The sequence below is a fragment of the Streptomyces cathayae genome (assembly GCF_029760955.1).
Lineage (GTDB): Bacteria > Actinomycetota > Actinomycetes > Streptomycetales > Streptomycetaceae > Streptomyces > Streptomyces cathayae.
In genome coordinates, this window is the sequence record NZ_CP121682.1 from 4,986,717 (window position 1) to 5,003,603 (window position 16,887).

Consider the following 16,887-nt stretch of genomic DNA (forward strand, 5'->3'; position numbering starts at 1 on the left):
GTGGCTGTGGAGCCCGTGTGTCGCAAGGTTGCCCGTCAGGCCCTTCGGGAACAGGCGGCCCAGCGGGTGGGCACGGCGGTGGCGCCGGGAAGCCGATGACCTCGCCCCCGGGGGAAAGGGCGAGGCCATCGGTGCTCATGGTGGTGGGGGTTCCCTCACGGGGCCCGTCCCGCGGTCGGCGGGGCGGTGGCCGGATGCGAGACCACCGGATACGGGGCCGCCGGACACGGGACCAGGGGTCACTCGGGCTGCAGTGGGCCGCGGCCGAACATCGAGAGCACCTGGTAGCTCTTGTCCTCGGGGCCGGGCTTGCTCAGCTCCATGGCGAATCCACCGGTGAACAGCTCCTGGTCCACGGGGCGTTCGTGGATCCAGTCCCGGATCACCTCGCGGAAAGTGATCTTCCAGACGCCGTCGCGTTCCTCGTACCGGTTGAACGTGCGGCTGGCGGCGATCAGTTCGCGTGACGGGTCCCCGAACCGGTGGTACGAGAGGCGGTGGGTCTCGCCCTCGGCGGTCTTGCCGTCCACCTTGTACCACTCGTTCAGCAGGTAGTGGGTGGTGTTCTCGAAGCGGGGCTTGAACTCGTCGATGATCCAGTTCACCCACTCGTCCACCCCGCCCTCCTTCATGTCGCCCAGGCGGACGAAGGCGTCCTCGAAGTAGATCGATTTGAGCAGCTGGGCGTCACGCCGGTCGATCCCGCGGCAGTAGGCGACCTCGAGGTCGTGCAGCCGGTCCTTGACCTTCAGTTCCCGCAGGAGGCGGAGGTCCTCCTCGGTCACCAGGTCGGCGGGGCGCACTGCGTCGTCGGTCATTGTTTTTCTCCCTCAGGTGAGGATTCAGGCAGGTGGGGGGACGTAGGTGGGGGCGCGTACGACAGGGTGCGGTCCCCGTCACGCCTCGAGTCGCCGGCCGGTGCGGTCCGGGAGCAGGCGGATCGCCACGGTGGAGATCAGGATCGTGAGCAGGCCGTAGGCGGTGATCAGCAGGGTTCCGTTGTCCGAGATCTGCATCAGCCACGTCGCGAGCAGGGGCGCCGGTGCGGCGAACAGCATGTTTCCGCCGGTGAGTCCGAGGGCCGATCCGGTGTACCGGACGGGGGTCGGCAGCGCCTCGGCGTAGAAGGCCCCCTGGCATCCGGTCATGAACTGCACACCGCACAGCGCACCCGTGATGGTGAGCGCGGCCATCCACCAGTTGCCCGTGTCGAGGATCAGGAAGAACGGGACGAGGAAGGCCAGCAGCACGGCGAGACCCGTGTAGAGGACGCGCTTGCGGCCGATCCGGTCGCTGGACCAGCCGCCGAGCAGGCTGGCCCCGATGGAGATCGTGTTCGCGACGACCATCAACCCGAAGGTGGAGCTCTTGTCGAAGCCGAGCTGGCCCGTGAGGTAGCTGATGGCGAAGGTGACGGTGATGTAGTACAGCGCTCCCGGCGCGGCCCACGCGAGCACCAGCAGCATCACGGTCTTCCGGTGCTGCTTCAGCAGCCCGCGCGCCGGCTGCTCGCTCTTGCCCTCGTTGGCGAGGAAGGCCGGGGTCTCCTCGACGCGGTGCCGGATGTAGTACCCGACGGCGATGAGCGCCACGCTCAGCAGGAAGGGGATCCGCCAGCCCCAGCCGGTGAACTGGTCCTCGGTGAGCCACGCGGCGAGTCCGGTCAGGGTGAGGGTGGCGAGCACCTGGCTGATCGGCGATCCCACCGACATCAGGGCACCCGCGAGACCGCGGCGCCGGCTCGCCGAGTGCTCCATCACCATGAGCTGCGACCCGGTGTGCTCGCCCCCCAGGGCGAAGCCCTGCAGGAACCGCAGTGTCACCAGCGCGAGCGGGGCCACCATTCCCACCGTGCCGTAGGTCGGCAGCAGGCCGATCAGCACCGACGCCGCGCCCATGAGCAGCAGCGTGAACATGAGGACGTTCCGGCGGCCGAGCCGGTCGCCCAGCATGCCGAACACGAGGCCGCCCAGGGGCCGTGCCACCAGCCCGACCCCGAAGGTCGCGAACGACGCCAGCAGCGCGGTGCCCGGCGCGAGGTCGGGGAAGAACAGCTGGGGGAACACCGTGGCCGACAGCGCGCCGTACACGGAGAAGTCGAACCACTCCAGTGCGGAACCCAGCGCGCCGCTGACGACCGCCCTCCGGGCGGTGGGTGTCCCGCTCCCGGCCTCCGGGCCCTCCGGTGCCGTGTCCGGCTGGGTCGCTTCGGCCTGCCCGTCGAGTCCACTGACTCTCATTGCTTCACTCTCCTCGGTGTCCTCACTGCGCGGCACGTCACACGAGCCGACCGGCGGTTCACGCCTCAACGGTCACTTACGCCACGGGCAGGCAAGGGGGTGGTCTCGCGCCCAGGAGTCCGCGTCACGCAAAGCCACTCGTTCGAGTCTGCGTTCGCCTGCGGATATCGAGAGAATCCACTATCAGGGAGTGGCTAGTCAATCATTCCCTGTATGTGGGAACATCAGGGCGTGAACACTCTTCAAACTGTGGACAGGGCGCTTCGACTCCTCGCACTGGCGCAGCGGGAGCCGGTCGTCACCCTCGCCCGCGCCGCCGACGAACTGGGTGTGGGAACCTCCGTCGCCCACCGGCTGCTGGCCACCCTCGAGGCGAACGGCTTCATGCGGCGCTCACTCGACGGTCCCGGCTACCGCCTCGGCCCGGCCATGACCAGCGCCCGCCCCGCCCACGCCGACACGGACTTCACCCACCTCATCCAGGACGACCTGCTCGAGCTGCAGGCGGCCACCGGCGAGACCGTGGAGTTCGCGGTCCTCGAAGGGCAGGCGGTGCGCTACATCTACGGCATCGCCTCACAGCACCACATGCGCATCGAAGCCCGCGCGGGAACGATCCTCCCCGCGCACACCTCGGCCTGCGGACGGGCCCTCCTCGCCACCCTCACCACCGAGCAGCTCCGCCGGATCTACCCGAACGAACCCCTCCCGCAGGCGGTGAAGACCACCACCCCGACCCGCACGGCCCTCGAGGCCGAACTGGAGAACGTCAGGCGGCGCGGCTACGCGCGCAACGTCGAGGAGACCCAGCCCGGCATCGCGGCACTCGCGCAGACCCTCCCCACCCCGCAGGGATACCCGCCCATCGCCATCACCATCTCCGGGCCGCAGGCGCGCCTCTGCTTCACCCGCGAGGACCCCCGCACCCCGTCCGAGACGGCACTCACCCAAGCCCTGCACCAGGCGACCCAGAAGATGCAGGCGAAGCTCACCTCGAAGCTCCAGCACTAGCCTCACCGGCATGGGGAGCAGGCGTCATGGTGATCGAGGCCGTATCCCTCTGATCAGCGGAAACGGGATTCGGCGGCATCGTCCGGCACCGCCCGGGGTGATCTCGCGGGCCCTCGTCAGGCGGAGGGCTCGGGTTCGAGTCCCGAAGGCGACTCCACCGAGTCCCGGTCCGGAGGCTTCAGGGCCGGCCGGGATTTTCTCGTGCCGTGGGCGGGACGCCCGAAGCGGTGGACGGACCGGAGAAGCCCCCTTCCCCGCCCGGGAGAGGGCGGGGAAGGGGGCTCCGGAGGGAAGCGGGCAGCGGGTCAGCCCATGCGCTTGACCGTGGCCCAGGAGCCCGACCGGAGGGTGGACGCGCTGCCGAGGGCGGTGCGGGTGCCGGTGTGGAGCTGGAGGTCGCCGGCGGCGTTGGTGGCGAAGACGTCGGGGATGCCGTCGCCGGTGACGTCGGGGCTGCCGTAGACCAGGGGATACGCGGCGTAGGTCCAGGTGCTGGAGGCGTAGGCGCGGTCGCCGTCCAGGCTCGCGGCGGACGTGCCCAGGCTGGCGAGGACCGTGCCCTTGCCGTCGCTGTCCAGGATGCCCTTGCGGAGCTGGATGTTGCCCGCCGCGGTGCGGTAGGTCAGATCGGCCGCCCCGTCGCCGTTGTAGTCGGCGATCGTCACGAAGTCCCGCTCCTTGTCGCCCCAGGCGGAGGAGGTCATCTTGGTCGCCTTGCTGAACGTGCCGCCGCTGTAGCCGCTGAGGATCCACAGCTCGTTGCCGGCCGCTCCGCCGGCCACGAACAGCTCCGGCCGGCCGTCCCCGGTGATGTCGCCCGCCGACTTGATCTCCGAGAAGGTGGAGGGGGCGGGAGCGTTCGCCGGGAGGCGTACCTCGACGCGCTTGGTGACGTCGATCGCGCCGTAGCCGTCGCCCGGGTAGATGAACAGGCGTCCCTCGGACGTGCGGACCACCCAGTCGGTGATGCCGTCGCCGTTGAGGAAGTCGCCGTTGTGCGTGATGAGGGAGTAGGTGCCGGTGCCGTCCCAGATGTGCGGGGCGGTGCGGCGGCCGCTGAGCAGAGTGCCCTTGTCGTGGGTGCCGTAGGCGTTGGACAGCCAGGTGCCCTTCTGCGACATCGAGTTGATCCAGAGGTTTCCGGCCTCGGTCACGTTGCCGAAGTCGGCTCCGCCGTCACCGTTGAGGTCGCCGGGGCCGTCGGCGGCCGTGCGCGGTGTGACGTAGAAGAAGTACTTGCGCGGATTGGGGGATATGTTGCCCGCCGCGTCGACGGACTTGACGTACAGGGTGTTGGGCCCGGCGGCCGGGGGCTTGATGCCGGTGATGGTGGCCTTCTTGACGGCCGTCGTGCAGGACTTGGTGAGACCGCCCGAGGTGCCCTGGGAGCCGCCGGCGCAGGCGTAGCCGGCGTAGTTGGTGGAGTTGATGGACCAGACGAACTTCACGATGTCGTTCTCGGAGGACGAGCCGACCTCGAAGGTGAAGCTGCCGGAGTTGCCGAAGGGCTTGGCGGACCAGACGCCGGGTACGCCGTCGCCGTCGTTGTCACCGGGGAAGTCGGGGGAGACGACTTCCCCGGGGGAGTCGGGCAGAGCGGTGTCGTAGGTGAAGCGGCACACGCCGTCCCCGCCGGTGGGCGCCCAGCCGCTGCTGGCCTTGGCGTCCCAGGCCCGTACGCGCCACGAGTAGGTGATCCCGTTGGTCAGGTGCGACTTGATCGAGACCCCGCCGACCTCACCGTCGTCCACCGCCTTGGTGAAGGTCTTCTTCGTCTCGGACTTGCCGGTCTGCCAGAGCTCGAACTCCAGCTTGGCCAGGTCGCTGTCGGGGTCGGTCGCCTTGCCGCTGATGGTGATGGTGTCCGCCTTGCCGATCTTGATGTACGGCGAGGCGGAGGTGTCGCAGGAGCCGGGGCTCATGGTGACGGAGGTCGGCCGGTTCGGCTTCCGGTTGTAGGTGACGGTCAGCGTGGGGGAGCCGCTGCCCTCGGCCTTGAACTTCTTCCAGGAGTAGGTGTCCGTCTCCAGGCTGCTGGCGGAACCGGTCGGGGCGGAGGACGAGGTGGAGGCCACCAGGCCCAGGTTGAAGCTGGTCACGCCGTCGTCGGCGGCGTCCTGGAGCAGCGAGGTGACGGTGAAGTTGACGTAGGCGTCCGGGCAGGCGCTGTTGGACTTCCAGCCGTAGGCGAAGGACTTCGAGGTGATCTTCCGCTTCCAGGACGGCTGGCGGTTCCAGGTGGTCTTGGAGGTGAAGTCGCCCGTGCCCCACAGCTGCACCGTGCGCTTGCTGCACGACCAGGAGTGGGTCTCCAGGACCTTGAGGGTGGCGCTGGAGACGTCCGCGCCCGAGATGGCCTTCTTCAGCTTCATGCGGAAGAAGGAGCGGGCCGTGCCCCAGGTCTCCCGCTCGAAGCCGACGCGGGCCTCCTTGGTGTCCTCGTTGTAGTTCGCGCCGTCGTAGAAGCTGGAGCTGGGGTACCGCTTGTAGACCGTGGTCCAGTTGGCGCGGATACCGGTGGTGGAGGGGTCGAGGAAGAGCGGGTAGGTCAGGTCGTCGGTGTCCGCGAGGTAGCTGCTCGGCGGGGTGATCGTCAGCACGTCGTCGCCGAACCCGGCGGCGGCCGTGGCGGCGTGGGCACCCTCGCCGGGGCCGTTCACGGCGGGCAGGGCGAAGGTGCCGGAGGCGGAGGCCCGTACGCCGTCGTGGGCGACGGGGTCGGCGTCACCCCCGGCCCCGCCCGGGTTCTCGGCGGGGTTCTCGTCCGGTCTCTCGTTCGGGACCTCGTCGGCCGGTACGTCGTCGGGGTCCTCGCGCTCGGGGGCCTTCTCGACGGCCTCGGGGCCCTCGTTGGTGCCGGTCGCGGCCTCGGCTTCGGCGTCGGTCGCCGCGGGCTCGGTGGTGTGCGTCCCGGCGGAGTCCCACAGGAAGGGCGTCGGGGAGACGGCGATCGGGTTTCATTCGCAGTGCTCCGGCCTTCAGGCCGGGGTGAAGCGAATCGTGTGGCTGCGGCGCGGAGCGTCGCGGTGGTGTTCCGGCGGAGCCGGACCGTGCGGCCACCGAGGGTGAGGCGGGGAACGGATGTTCCCGGCGACATCCGGTGTGGATCGTTCGTACGCTCCTCGCATGCAGCTTCGGTACGCCTTCAGGTTGTACCCGCAGCCCGGTCAGCGCTCCGCGTTGGCGAAGGCGTTCGGGTGCGCCCGCGTCGTGTTCAACGACGTGGTGCGTGCCCGCGAGGACGCCCGTGGGGCCGGGCAGCCGTTCCCGAAGGCGGCCGAGCTGTCCCGGAAGCTGATCACCGAGGCCAAGCGGACAGCCGGGCGGTCCTGGCTGGGCGAGGTCTCCGCGGTGGTGTTGCAGCAGTCCCTGCGGGACGCCGAGAGCGCGTACCGCAACTTCTTCGCCTCTCTGAAGGGCAGCCGCAAGGGACCGAAGCTGGGCCCGCCCCGCTTCAAGTCCCGCAGGGATGCCCGGCAGTCGATCCGGTTCACCGCCAACGCCCGCTGGAAGATCACTGATGGCGGCCGTCTGCACCTGCCGAAAATCGGCGCGGTAAAGGTGAAGTGGTCCCGCACGCTGCCCACCACCCCCACCTCCGTCACCGTCATCAAGGACGCGGCCGGCCGGTACTTCGCCTCCTTCGTCATCGACACCGGCCCCGCCGACACGGCCCGGATGCCTCAGACCGACCGCACCATCGGCATCGATCTCGGCCTGACCCACTTCGCCGTCCTGTCCGACGGCACGAAGATCGACTCCCCGCGCTTTTTGCGCCGCGCGGAGAAGAAGCTGAAGAAGGCCCAGCGGGAGCTGTCCCGCAAGCAGAGGGGATCGAAGAACCGCGCCAAGGCCCGTCTGAAGGTCGCCCGCGCCCACGCCGAGGTCACCGACGCGCGCCGCGAGTTCCTCCCCCAAGCTCTCGGCTTCGCTCGAGCAGGGGGGACCCCCATCCAGCTCTCCACCAAGCTGATCTCCGAGAACCAAGGGATCGCCGTGGAGGACCTGTCGGTGGCGGGACTGGCCCGCACCAGGCTGGCCAAGTCCGTGCACGACAGCGGATGGTCATCGTTCATCGGCATGCTGGAATACAAAGCGCAACGGTACGGCCGCACCTTTGTGAAGGTGGGACGGTTCGAGCCCACCAGCCAGACGTGCTCCGCCTGCGGGCACCGCGACGGGACCAAACCCCTGAACGTCCGGGAATGGACCTGTCGCGCCTGCGGCACGCTCCACGACCGGGACCACAATGCCGCGATCAACGTGAAGACGGCCGCCGGACTGGCGGTATCGGCCTGCGGAGCGCCGGTAAGACCAGGAGCGATCCCGGCACAGCGCGAAGAAACAGGAAGCCATGGAAGCCCGCCCGACGCCCGTGCCGCGTAGCGGCACAGCACCGAGCGAGCAGGCCAGAATCTCCCTCCTTCAGGAGGGAGAGCAAGTCAAACGGCCGACTACCAGCCCACGGACATGACCACGGCGCTGCCGCCCGGTTCCACCGCGGGCCTGACGGCAGAGGGCTTCGTCACCCAGTACAAGTACACGTACAAGTACAACTCCGACGGCCAGCTGGAGACGTACACGACCCCCGCGGCCGGCGGCCTCGACGCCGAGGACGTGATCACCCGCTACAACAGGGCCGGCCTGCCGGTCTCGGTCTCCGGCAAGGACTGGTACGCCGCCGAGGCCGCGTACTCGCCCTACGGCCAGGTGCTCCGCTCCACCACCGGCGAGCAGGGCCACCGGCTGTGGCAGGAGAACACCTTCGACGAGTCCACCGGTGAGCTGCTGACCGGCAGGCTCGTCCGGGAGAACGCCACCGACCAGACCGTCGTCCCCGGCAGCGAGGTCAGCAAGCGCTCCTACGCCTACGACCCGTCGGGCAACGTCCTGTCCGTCGCGGACAGGATGGGCCCGGTCACCGACCAGCAGTGCTTCACGTACGACGTGCTCGGCCAGCTGAAGGAGGCGTGGACGACGCCGGGCGGCAGCGCCTGCACGGCCTCCGGCAAGACCACCGCCGAGCCGGTGTACTCCGACGGCAAGGTCAACGTCTCGTCCGCCAACAGCGGGTACTGGCAGTCGTACGACTACGACGCGCTCGGCAACCGCACCAGGAAGACGGTGCACAAGGCCGACCCGACCTTCACCTCCGGGGTGCGGGACACCAAGGGCGACGTCGTCAGCGACTACCTCTACGGCACCGGCGAGACCGAGAAGAACGACCAGCCGCACACGCTGACCTCGTACACCACGACGTCGAAGACGGCGACGAACGCCACGGTCACCACCCGTTCGACGCAGACCTACGACGCCGCGGGCCAGATGGAGTCGCGCTCCACCGGCGGCGACACGGCCCAGACGATGACCTGGACCTGGGACGGCAAGGTCGAGTCCGTCACCGGCTTCGGCACCGACGGCTCCGGCGCCTGGACCGGGGTCGGCGGCCTCTGCATGGACCTGTCGGGCGGGTCCACGACGGCCGGCACCGCCATCCAGATCTACGTGTGCAACGGCAACAAGTCGCAGCAGTTCCGCCTCAAGGCCACCGACACCGACGACAACGGCACGGTCGAGGACGCGACGATCGGCCAGCTCGTCGTGGGCGGGCAGTGCCTCCAGCCGAGCGGCGCCACCGCGGGTTCGGCCGTCCTGATCCAGGCGTGTGACAAGGCCGCGGCGACACAGCGCTGGCAGACCCTGAGCACCGGTCAGGTCAAGTACGTCACGGGCACCTCGACGAACCTGTGCCTGGCGGCCCCGGCGTCGACGGTCGGCACCGACCTCACGCTGGCGGCCTGCAACTCCACCGTCGCCGGCCAGATCTGGAAGCCCGCGTCGAAGACGACGTACGTCTACGACGCGATGGGCAACCGTCTGCTGGAACGCACGAGCGCCGGCGCGGTCCTGAACCTCCCCGACACCAAGGTCTCGCTGACCACGGCCGGCAAGGCCCGCTACGTCGAGCGCACGTACGCCGGCATCGGCGGCCCGTCGGTGACCCGGTTCCGCGAGGGCGCCAACAACACGGCCGGCGTCAGTGAGCACCTGTTCGCCCAGGCGGCCGACCTCAACGGCACCCCGCTGGCGGAGGTCCGCCTGGACGGCGGGATGCAGGTCCGGGTGCAGAAGAGGGACCCGTGGGGCGAGGACCGCGCGGTGGGCATGACCATGCGCACGCACACCGGCTTCCACACGGGTGACGACGACGTGGAGACGGGCCTGACCCACCTGGGCGCCCGCGAGTACGACCCGGCAACGGGCCGCTTCATCTCGGCCGACCCGGTCCTGGACGACAGCGATCCGCTCCAGGCCAACGGCTACTCGTACGCGAACAACAACCCGGTCACGCACGCGGACCCGTCGGGCCTGACATCCTCCGCCTCCAGCTTCGACGCCTCGATCGCGGCGCTGGACGCGAAGATCGCCGAGTACCAGAAGACCCTGAACCGCTCCATCGGCGACGTGATCCTCGCGACCGGCTGGGCCGTGTTCAAGGAGTTCGTCGGCTGGAACGACGTGGTCGGCTGCTTCACCCAGGGCGACCTGTGGGCCTGCGGAAGCCTCCTGATAGACGCCGTCCCAGCGACCAGCTTCTTCTCCAAGGGCAAGAAGATGTGGGGGGCCTTCAAGGCGACGAAGCGCGCGGTCGAAGCCTGGCGCACCGCGAAGAAGGCAGCCGAGATCGGCATGAAGTCGGCCAAGGCGGCCAGGGCGGCGCTGGTCAAGGCGAAGAAGGCGGCGGAGGCGGCCGCGGCGGAGGCCAAACGAAAGTCCAGGGAAGCCGCGAAACGCGCCGCCGAGGCGGCCAAGAAGAAGTCCCACACCGGTTCCAAGGGCGCCCGGGGCAACCCGGTCCAGGTCCAGGCCCGCACCACGGCCCAGTCCAAGGGGTCTGTGGGCGGCGGCAAAGTCGAGAACAAGTCCGGCGGGTCCCGGAACGGGTCGGGCAAGGAGGACTCGGGCGGGAGCTCGGGTGGAGGGGGCGGCGGCTGCACGAAGGACGACAACAGCTTCACCCCGGACACCAAGGTCCTGATGGCCGACGGCACCACCAAGGCGATCAAGGACGTCAAGGCCGGCGACAAGGTCCTGGCGACCGATCCGGAGACCGGCGAGACAACGGCGCAGACGGTCACCGCCGAGATCCTCGGCAAGGGCGTCAAGCACCTGGTCAAGGTCACCATCGACACCGACGGCAAGAAGGGTTCGAAGACCGCCGAGGTCACCGCGACCGACAAACACCCCTTCTGGGTCCCCGAACTCGACGACTGGATCGACGCCACCGACCTGAAGTCCGGCCAGTGGCTGCGCACCAGCGCCGGCACCCTGGTCCAGATCACGGCGGTCGAACGCCGGACGGCACTGGACGCCACGGTCCACAACCTCACCGTCAGCATGCTGCACACGTACTATGTGCTGGCGGGCGCCGCTCCCATTCTCGTACATAATTGCGATAGTGAAGTTCACTGGGTTCCGGAGAACGCTCACATGAGCCCCCAGGCCCAGGCTTACGACAGCGGCGCAATGGGGTCGAGGCCTGGCGTTGCACCGGCGTTGCAGTACTACAAGCCGAACGGTAGCAAGCTGGCGCAGGTCAAGTTCGATGGCTTCGACTCTACGAACGGCGTGCTGATCGACCGAAAGCTCAGCGTGACGCATCGCAACAAGACGTACCAGCAAGCCCTCAATCAGTCCCAGGCACTGGAGCAAAATGGGTACTCAGGCAGGTGGGAAGTGCCCAACGCTACAGAAGCTAGACGGGCTCGCAAGCTACTCGGCGATCTCCTAATCACCAACATCAGAGTGAGGATTGTCCCCTAATGGAACTCGCCCACGTCCTGGCGCGTGCCTTCTCAAGTGTGGCCGTGTCCATCGACCTGGCCGACGATGACGACATTGATCCGGACATCGCTACGGACATCATCGAACCGGCTGCCGCGCTGTTCAAGGAGCTCTCAGAGGATGACCGCCGGGCGTTGGCCGCGATCATCGTCGAGGTCTCCGAGCTGGAGAGCGATCCGGTTCGAAAGAGGTCGATGCTGAACCTGCCGGAAGAGATCGGTCTCCTCGAAGAGGAGTGACTCCTGACGGCCCCCTTCAGCCCCCAGATCGGACTAGGGTTCAACCTCCGGTTAGCGACTGAAAAAAGCCTCGCCCACTGTCTGTGGGTGAGGCTTTTCTGCAGTCTGACGGCAACGGTGACAGCAACGTCAGCGGACGACCGGTGCGGTGGGTGGGTCTTCAGGGGCGTCGTTGTCCGGACCGAGAGCATCGCCCAGGGTATTGATGGCTTGGCGTTGGAGGCGGAGCCGTACGTGGGCGTAGACGTCGGCGGTGACGTCGATGTGGGCGTGACCCAATAGCTCCTTGAGCACGACGAGTTTGACGCCCTGTTCCAGGAGCAGGGTGGCGGTCGAGTGGCGGAGGTCGTGGAAGCGGATGCGTCGGAGTCCGGCCCGATCGAGGAAGCTGCGGAAGCGGCGGGTGAGGTTGGCAGGGTCGAGAGGCCGTCCACTCGGCGTGGTGAAGACGATTCCGCTGTCTCTCGCTCCTTGCCCCAAAGTCTTTGCGTGAAGTGGATCGGTCCGGTTCGAGCGCCTCACCCGTGACGTGGCGTCATGTCCCGGCCGGGGTGGATGGCAGTGCAGGCGCGATGCCGGTGATCATGTGGTTGTCGAGACCCATGAGAACCGAGCGGGACCGTGCCTGCCCCTGCACTGTCTCCCACGCCTGCCATACTGGACCACCTGGCCCGTGCGGAAGTCGCCGTCCCCGTCGTGGACGCCGTGAAGCTGCACCACTGTCTGGCCCTCGTACCCGATGGGGCGGCTCCTGTTTCCGCCGACGGTCACGGTGGCGTTTCGTTGTCCGGTTTCCTCACGGACGGCCCGACGTGGCTCTCGGGACCGTCGTTTCACCGGCTCTTGTGCATCCCGCCGGAAACACCCGGCCCGAGCGGTCCTTCTCGTGACGGTCGTCGGGTTCTCCGTGGGGTGGGGGCAGGGGGGTTGTCCCGGCTGTTCGTCGGTCGGTCAGGTGCCGTGGCACTGCCCGTACGGGCGGTCCGAGCCGCACCAGCAGGGGGCCGACCGCTGCGGGGGCCAGGGTACGGCCCGGCCGCGGGCGGCCAGGGTGGTGGCGTACTGGGGGAGGAGGCCGGTGTCGTCGGGGGTGGTGGCCTCGGAGGCGGCGAAGGCCTCGTAGGAGGGGACGGTGCCGGTGACGACGCCCAGGTTGAGGGTGCCGGAGGCGGCGAGTTCGCGCAGGGCCGTCTCTATCGTGGCCAGGTGCTCCTGGTGGGAGGGGTACTCGGCGGTGAGGGAGGGGTACGCCTGAAGGAGCTCGGCCAGTTCCGGGGCCGGCCAGTGCAGGATCGCCACCGGGAAGGGCCGGGACAGGGCGGTGCGGTAGGCGCCCAGTTCCGCGCGGAGGCGGGAGATCTCCGCCTCCAGCTCCGCCGGGTTCTCCGAGCCCAGGGACCAGACGCGCTTCGGGTCGTGGAGTTCGTCCAGGGTGACGGGCAGGCTGTGGACGGTGTCGGCGAGGGCGTCCCACTCGTCGTGCGGGACGCCCAGCATGCGGCGGACCCGGTGGCGGCCGAAGAGGAGCGGGTGGGTGGGGGCCGGGGGCTCCGGGACGTCGGTCAGCAGGAGGCGGACCGCCTCCGTCAACGTCTCGTGCGCCGCCTCGAGTTCGTCGTGCGTCTCCAGGGACTCCGCGACGACCACCCAGGGGGCGGGGTCGCGCGGGGCCGCGGTGCGGATGCCGTCGATGATCGCGCGGGCCTCCGCCTCGTGGCCGTACTCCCACAGGTTCGAGGCCTTCAGAGCGCGGACCAGGTGCGGGTTCTCCAGCCCCGCCTCCCCGGTGCCGGAGGCCAGCAGGCGGTCGTAGAGGGCGGCCGCGGCAAAGCGGTCGCCGGAGAGTTCCAGATGGGCGGCGGCCCGCAGCAGCAGGCTTTCGGCGTCCTCGGGATACAGGCCGGCGGTCCGCTCCAGGCGGGCCGCTTCGGCGGTGTGGTCGACGTTTTCGGCGGGCGTGTCGGGGCGCATGGGTGACACCGTACTGCCGACGGGTGACGGAGAAGAGACCGCCGCAGGTCGGCGACCTTCCCGAGGGGGGACCAGGACTCCTGTACGCAAGGCGTGGTGCGGAGGAGCGCGGGGCCGGTGCCCGTTCCGCTTCGGGAGGTCACGCCGCCACTTCTTTGATCGTTTTGAAAGGGTTCAATTCTTCTTCCCCTGGCCGGATAGGGCCTCCTGTAGCGCTTCCATCGTTTACTCGACGGGTGTAGGGAAAGGCCGTGCAGGCTTATTGACGAGTGTCTCGCGCCTCCTTTGCGTTCGCGTGAATCGATTCATCATCGATTGATCCTCTACGACTCACCCTCTCTCCCTCTATGGAGCCGCTGTGATCAGTAGAAGGAACATCCTCGCGGGCGCCGTGGCCACGGCGGGCGTCGTGGCCACGGGAGCGGCGCCGGCGGTGGCCGCGTCCTCCGCTGCGGGCAAGGGGGGAAGCGTGTTACGCGTGGCGTCCCCGACCGTCGAGTACGTGCGCCACCCCCTGGGGCTGGACGTGGCCCGGCCGCGCCTGAGCTGGCCGTTGACCGCGGCCGCCGCGGGGCAGCGGCAGAGCGCCTACCAGGTGCGCGTCGCGTCGAGCGCCGCCCGCCTGTCCCGTCCGGACGTGTGGGACAGCGGCAAGGTCGCCTCGGCCGAGTCCGTCCTCGTCCCCTACGACGGACCCCGGCTCGAGCCGCGTACGCGCTACCACTGGTCGGTGCGCGTCTGGGACGCCGAGGGAGCCGTCTCGCCGTGGAGCGCGCCGGCCTGGTGGGAGACCGGCCTGATGGACGAGGCCGAGTGGTCCGCGCGGTGGATATCCGCTCCGGCCTCCCTCACGGAAGCGCCCTCCCTGGAGGGCAGTTCGTGGATCTGGTTCCCCGAGGGCGAACCGACGCAGAGCGTCCCGGCTGAGACCCGGTGGTTCCGCCTCTCCGTCGACCTCCCGGACGCGGTCACCGCGGCCACGCTGGTGCTCAGTGCGGACGACCTCTACGTCGCCTCCGTCAACGGCACCGAGGTGGCGAGCACCGCCACGGACCAGGACGAGTCGAGATGGCGCCGCCCGGACGTCATCGACGTCCTCGCGCACCTACGCTCCGGCACGAACGTCCTGGCCGTCTCCGCGACCAACCGCACGGTCGGCCCCGCCGGCCTCATCGGCGTGCTCGCCCTCACCACGGCCTCCGGCGAGCGCAGGATCATCACCGACGGCGCCTGGAAGACCACCGACCGGGAACCGGCCGACGGCTGGCGCGGACAGGACTTCGACGACACCGGCTGGCAGGCCGCCAAGGTGGCCGCCGCCTGGGGCGCCGGGCCGTGGGGCGAGATCGAGCCGGTGCTGTTCGCGGCCCACCAGCTCCGCCACGAGTTCAGGCTGCCGCGCAAGAAGGTCGCCCGCGCCCGCCTGTACGCCACGGCCCTCGGCGTGTACGAGGCCCACCTCAACGGCAGGCGGGTAGGGCGCGATGAGCTGGCCCCCGGCTGGACCGACTACGCCAAGCGCGTGCAGTACCAGACCTACGACGTCACCGACGCGCTCCGCCCGGGAGCCAACGCCCTCGGCGCCCACCTCGCCCCCGGCTGGTACGCGGGCAACATCTGCTGGTTCGGACCGCACCAGTACGGGAGACACCCGGCGCTGCTCGCGCAGTTGGAGGTCGAGTACGCCGACGGGACGAGCGAGCGCGTCACCACCGGACCGGACTGGCGTGCGGCCCCGGGGCCGATCGTCTCCGCCGACCTGCTGGCGGGCGAGACCTACGACGCCCGCAGGGAGACGGCCGGGTGGACCTCGCCCGGATTCGACGCCGGAACGTGGCTCCCGGTGCGTGACGCCAAGACCGATGCCGACACAGGCGCCGACGTCACCGTCCCGCCGCGGATCGTCGCGCAGGTGGACGGCCCCGTACGCGTCGAGCGGGAACTCCGCACCCGGAAGGTCACCGAACCCGAGCCGGGCGTCTTCCTCTTCGACCTGGGCCAGAACATGGTCGGCTCGGTACGGCTGCGCGTGTCGGGCGCGGCGGGGACCGCGGTGCGGCTGCGGCACGGCGAGGTCCTCAACCCCGACGGCACCCTCTACACCGCCAACCTGCGCTCGGCCGCGGCGACGGACACGTACATCCTCAAGGGGGCCGGCACGGAGGTCTACGAGCCGCGCTTCACCTTCCACGGCTTCCGCTACGTCGAGGTGACCGGATTCCCCGGCACACCGTCAGCGTCGGCCGTCACCGGGCGGGTCATGCACACCTCCGCACCCTTCACGCTCACCTTCGAGACCGACGTGCCGATGCTCGACCAGCTGCACCGCAACATCACCTGGGGCCAGCGCGGCAACTTCCTCTCCGTCCCCACCGACACACCGGCCCGCGACGAACGACTGGGCTGGACCGGCGACATCAACGTCTTCGCGCCCACCGCCACCTACACGATGGAGTCCGCCCGCTTCCTCACCAAGTGGCTGGTCGACCTGCGCGACGCACAGGCCGCCGACGGCGCGTTCACGGACGTGGCCCCGACCGTCGGCGACCTCGGCAAGGGCACCGCGGGCTGGGGGGACGCGGGGGTCACGGTCCCGTGGGCCCTGTACCGGACGTACGGCGACCGGCAGGTCCTCGAGGACGCCTGGCCGTCCGTCCGGGCCTGGCTGCGTCACCTGGAGCAGAACAGCACCGGCCTGCTGCGCCCGGCCGCGGGATACGGCGACTGGCTGAACGTGTCCGACGAGACGCCCAAGGACGTCATCGCCACCGCCTACTTCGCGCACAGCGCCGACCTCGCGGCCCGCATCGCGACGGAACTGGGGGAGGACCCCGCCCCCTACGCCGACCTCCACGCACGCGTCCGCACGGCGTTCCGGGCGGCGTACGTGAGCGCCGACGGCCGGGTGAAGGGCGACACCCAGACCGCCTACGTCCTCGCCCTGGCCATGCACCTGGTCCCGGACGCCCTGCGCGAGGCCGCCGCCGACCGGCTCGTCGCCCTCCTCGAAGCCAGGGACTGGCACCTGTCGACCGGATTCCTCGGCACCCCGCTCCTGCTGCCCGTCCTCACCGACACCGGCCACACCGAGGTCGCCTACCGGCTGCTGCACCGGCGCACCTACCCGAGCTGGGGTTTCCAGATGGACAAGGGAGCCACCACCATGTGGGAGCGCTGGGACTCCATCCGGCCCGACGGCGGCTTCCAGACCCCGGGCATGAACTCCTTCAACCACTACGCCTACGGCTCCGTGGGGGAGTGGATGTACGCCAACATCGCCGGCATCGCCCCGGGCCGGGCGGGCTACCGGCAGATCGTCATCCGCCCGCGCCCGGGCGGCGAGGTCACCTCCGCCCGGGCCACCTTCACCTCCCTCTACGGCCCGGTGTCCACCGCCTGGGAACAACGGTCCGGCCGCTTCCGGCTGTCGTGCGGCGTACCGGCCAACACCACCGCCGAGGTGTGGATCCCGACGGACGACCCCGACCGCGTCACGCACACCCACGGAACCTTCGTGCGCGCGGAGAACGGCTTCGCCGTCTTCGAGGTGGGCTCGGGGAACCACCGGTTCACCGTGTGAC

The 16,887-nt window shown here is 69.6% G+C and carries 9 protein-coding genes and 1 pseudogene; 5 read left to right on the forward strand and 5 right to left on the reverse strand.

Features of this window, described 5'->3' with window-relative positions; genetic code table 11:
* Positions 1–239 precede the first annotated feature (239 nt).
* Together PYS65_RS22820 and PYS65_RS22825 are read right to left on the reverse strand one after the other, a co-directional pair.
* Entirely contained in the window at positions 240–818 is a 579-nt protein-coding gene (locus PYS65_RS22820; RefSeq protein ID WP_279335797.1) for a nuclear transport factor 2 family protein, read from the reverse strand.
* A 78-nt stretch (positions 819–896) separates the two neighbouring features.
* Complete coding sequence (locus PYS65_RS22825) at positions 897–2,240, reverse strand: MFS transporter (protein ID WP_279335798.1); 1,344 nt, start codon at positions 2,238–2,240, stop codon at positions 897–899.
* A 231-nt stretch (positions 2,241–2,471) separates the two neighbouring features.
* On the opposite strand from PYS65_RS22825, the gene PYS65_RS22830 reads away from it, so the two are divergent.
* Entirely contained in the window at positions 2,472–3,251 is a 780-nt protein-coding gene (locus PYS65_RS22830; RefSeq protein WP_279335799.1) for an IclR family transcriptional regulator, read from the forward strand.
* A gap of 305 nt (positions 3,252–3,556) precedes the next feature.
* Here the strand turns inward: PYS65_RS22830 and PYS65_RS22835 are convergent, their stop codons facing one another.
* Positions 3,557–5,911: an FG-GAP-like repeat-containing protein gene (locus PYS65_RS22835; protein WP_279335800.1), complete on the reverse strand. Its 2,355-nt coding sequence runs from the start codon at positions 5,909–5,911 to the stop codon at positions 3,557–3,559.
* A gap of 466 nt (positions 5,912–6,377) precedes the next feature.
* Here PYS65_RS22835 and PYS65_RS22840 point away from each other — a divergent pair, with 466 nt between their 5' ends.
* The 3 genes from PYS65_RS22840 (at position 6,378) to PYS65_RS22850 (ending at position 11,335) form a co-directional block, all read left to right on the forward strand.
* On the forward strand, positions 6,378–7,637 hold the full coding sequence (locus PYS65_RS22840) for an RNA-guided endonuclease InsQ/TnpB family protein (RefSeq protein WP_279335801.1): 1,260 nt from the start codon (positions 6,378–6,380) through the stop codon (positions 7,635–7,637).
* A gap of 84 nt (positions 7,638–7,721) precedes the next feature.
* A complete protein-coding gene (locus PYS65_RS22845) occupies positions 7,722–11,075 on the forward strand; it encodes a ricin-type beta-trefoil lectin domain protein (protein WP_279335802.1) in 3,354 nt (1,117 codons plus the stop codon).
* Positions 11,076–11,119: 44 nt separating this feature from the next.
* Complete coding sequence (locus PYS65_RS22850) at positions 11,120–11,335, forward strand: hypothetical protein (RefSeq protein WP_279335803.1); 216 nt, start codon at positions 11,120–11,122, stop codon at positions 11,333–11,335.
* A gap of 129 nt (positions 11,336–11,464) precedes the next feature.
* On the opposite strand, the pseudogene PYS65_RS22855 reads toward PYS65_RS22850, so the two are convergent.
* Both PYS65_RS22855 and PYS65_RS22860 read right to left on the reverse strand, forming a co-directional pair.
* Positions 11,465–11,800 (reverse strand): annotated as a pseudogene (locus PYS65_RS22855) (tyrosine-type recombinase/integrase); the annotation flags it as partial.
* A gap of 486 nt (positions 11,801–12,286) precedes the next feature.
* Positions 12,287–13,306 carry an SEC-C metal-binding domain-containing protein gene (locus PYS65_RS22860; protein ID WP_279335804.1) on the reverse strand — a complete coding sequence of 340 codons (1,020 nt, stop codon included), beginning with the start codon at positions 13,304–13,306 and terminating at the stop codon, positions 12,287–12,289.
* A 358-nt stretch (positions 13,307–13,664) separates the two neighbouring features.
* On the opposite strand from PYS65_RS22860, the gene PYS65_RS22865 reads away from it, so the two are divergent.
* The gene (locus tag PYS65_RS22865) at positions 13,665–16,886 is read left to right on the forward strand and encodes an alpha-L-rhamnosidase (RefSeq protein ID WP_279335805.1); all 3,222 of its coding nucleotides are present in this window, start codon (positions 13,665–13,667) and stop codon (positions 16,884–16,886) included.
* The last annotated feature ends 1 nt before the right edge of the window (position 16,887 follow it).

Excerpts from the sequence above, each read along its gene's own strand:
- PYS65_RS22820 (WP_279335797.1), bottom strand. The coding sequence starts at position 818 with ATGACCGACGACGCAGTGCGCCCCGCCGACCTGGTGACCGAGGAGGAC.
- PYS65_RS22825 (WP_279335798.1), bottom strand. The coding sequence starts at position 2,240 with ATGAGAGTCAGTGGACTCGACGGGCAGGCCGAAGCGACCCAGCCGGAC.
- PYS65_RS22840 (WP_279335801.1), top strand. The coding sequence starts at position 6,378 with ATGCAGCTTCGGTACGCCTTCAGGTTGTACCCGCAGCCCGGTCAGCGC.
- PYS65_RS22845 (WP_279335802.1), top strand. The coding sequence starts at position 7,722 with ATGACCACGGCGCTGCCGCCCGGTTCCACCGCGGGCCTGACGGCAGAG.
- PYS65_RS22860 (WP_279335804.1), bottom strand. The coding sequence starts at position 13,306 with ATGCGCCCCGACACGCCCGCCGAAAACGTCGACCACACCGCCGAAGCG.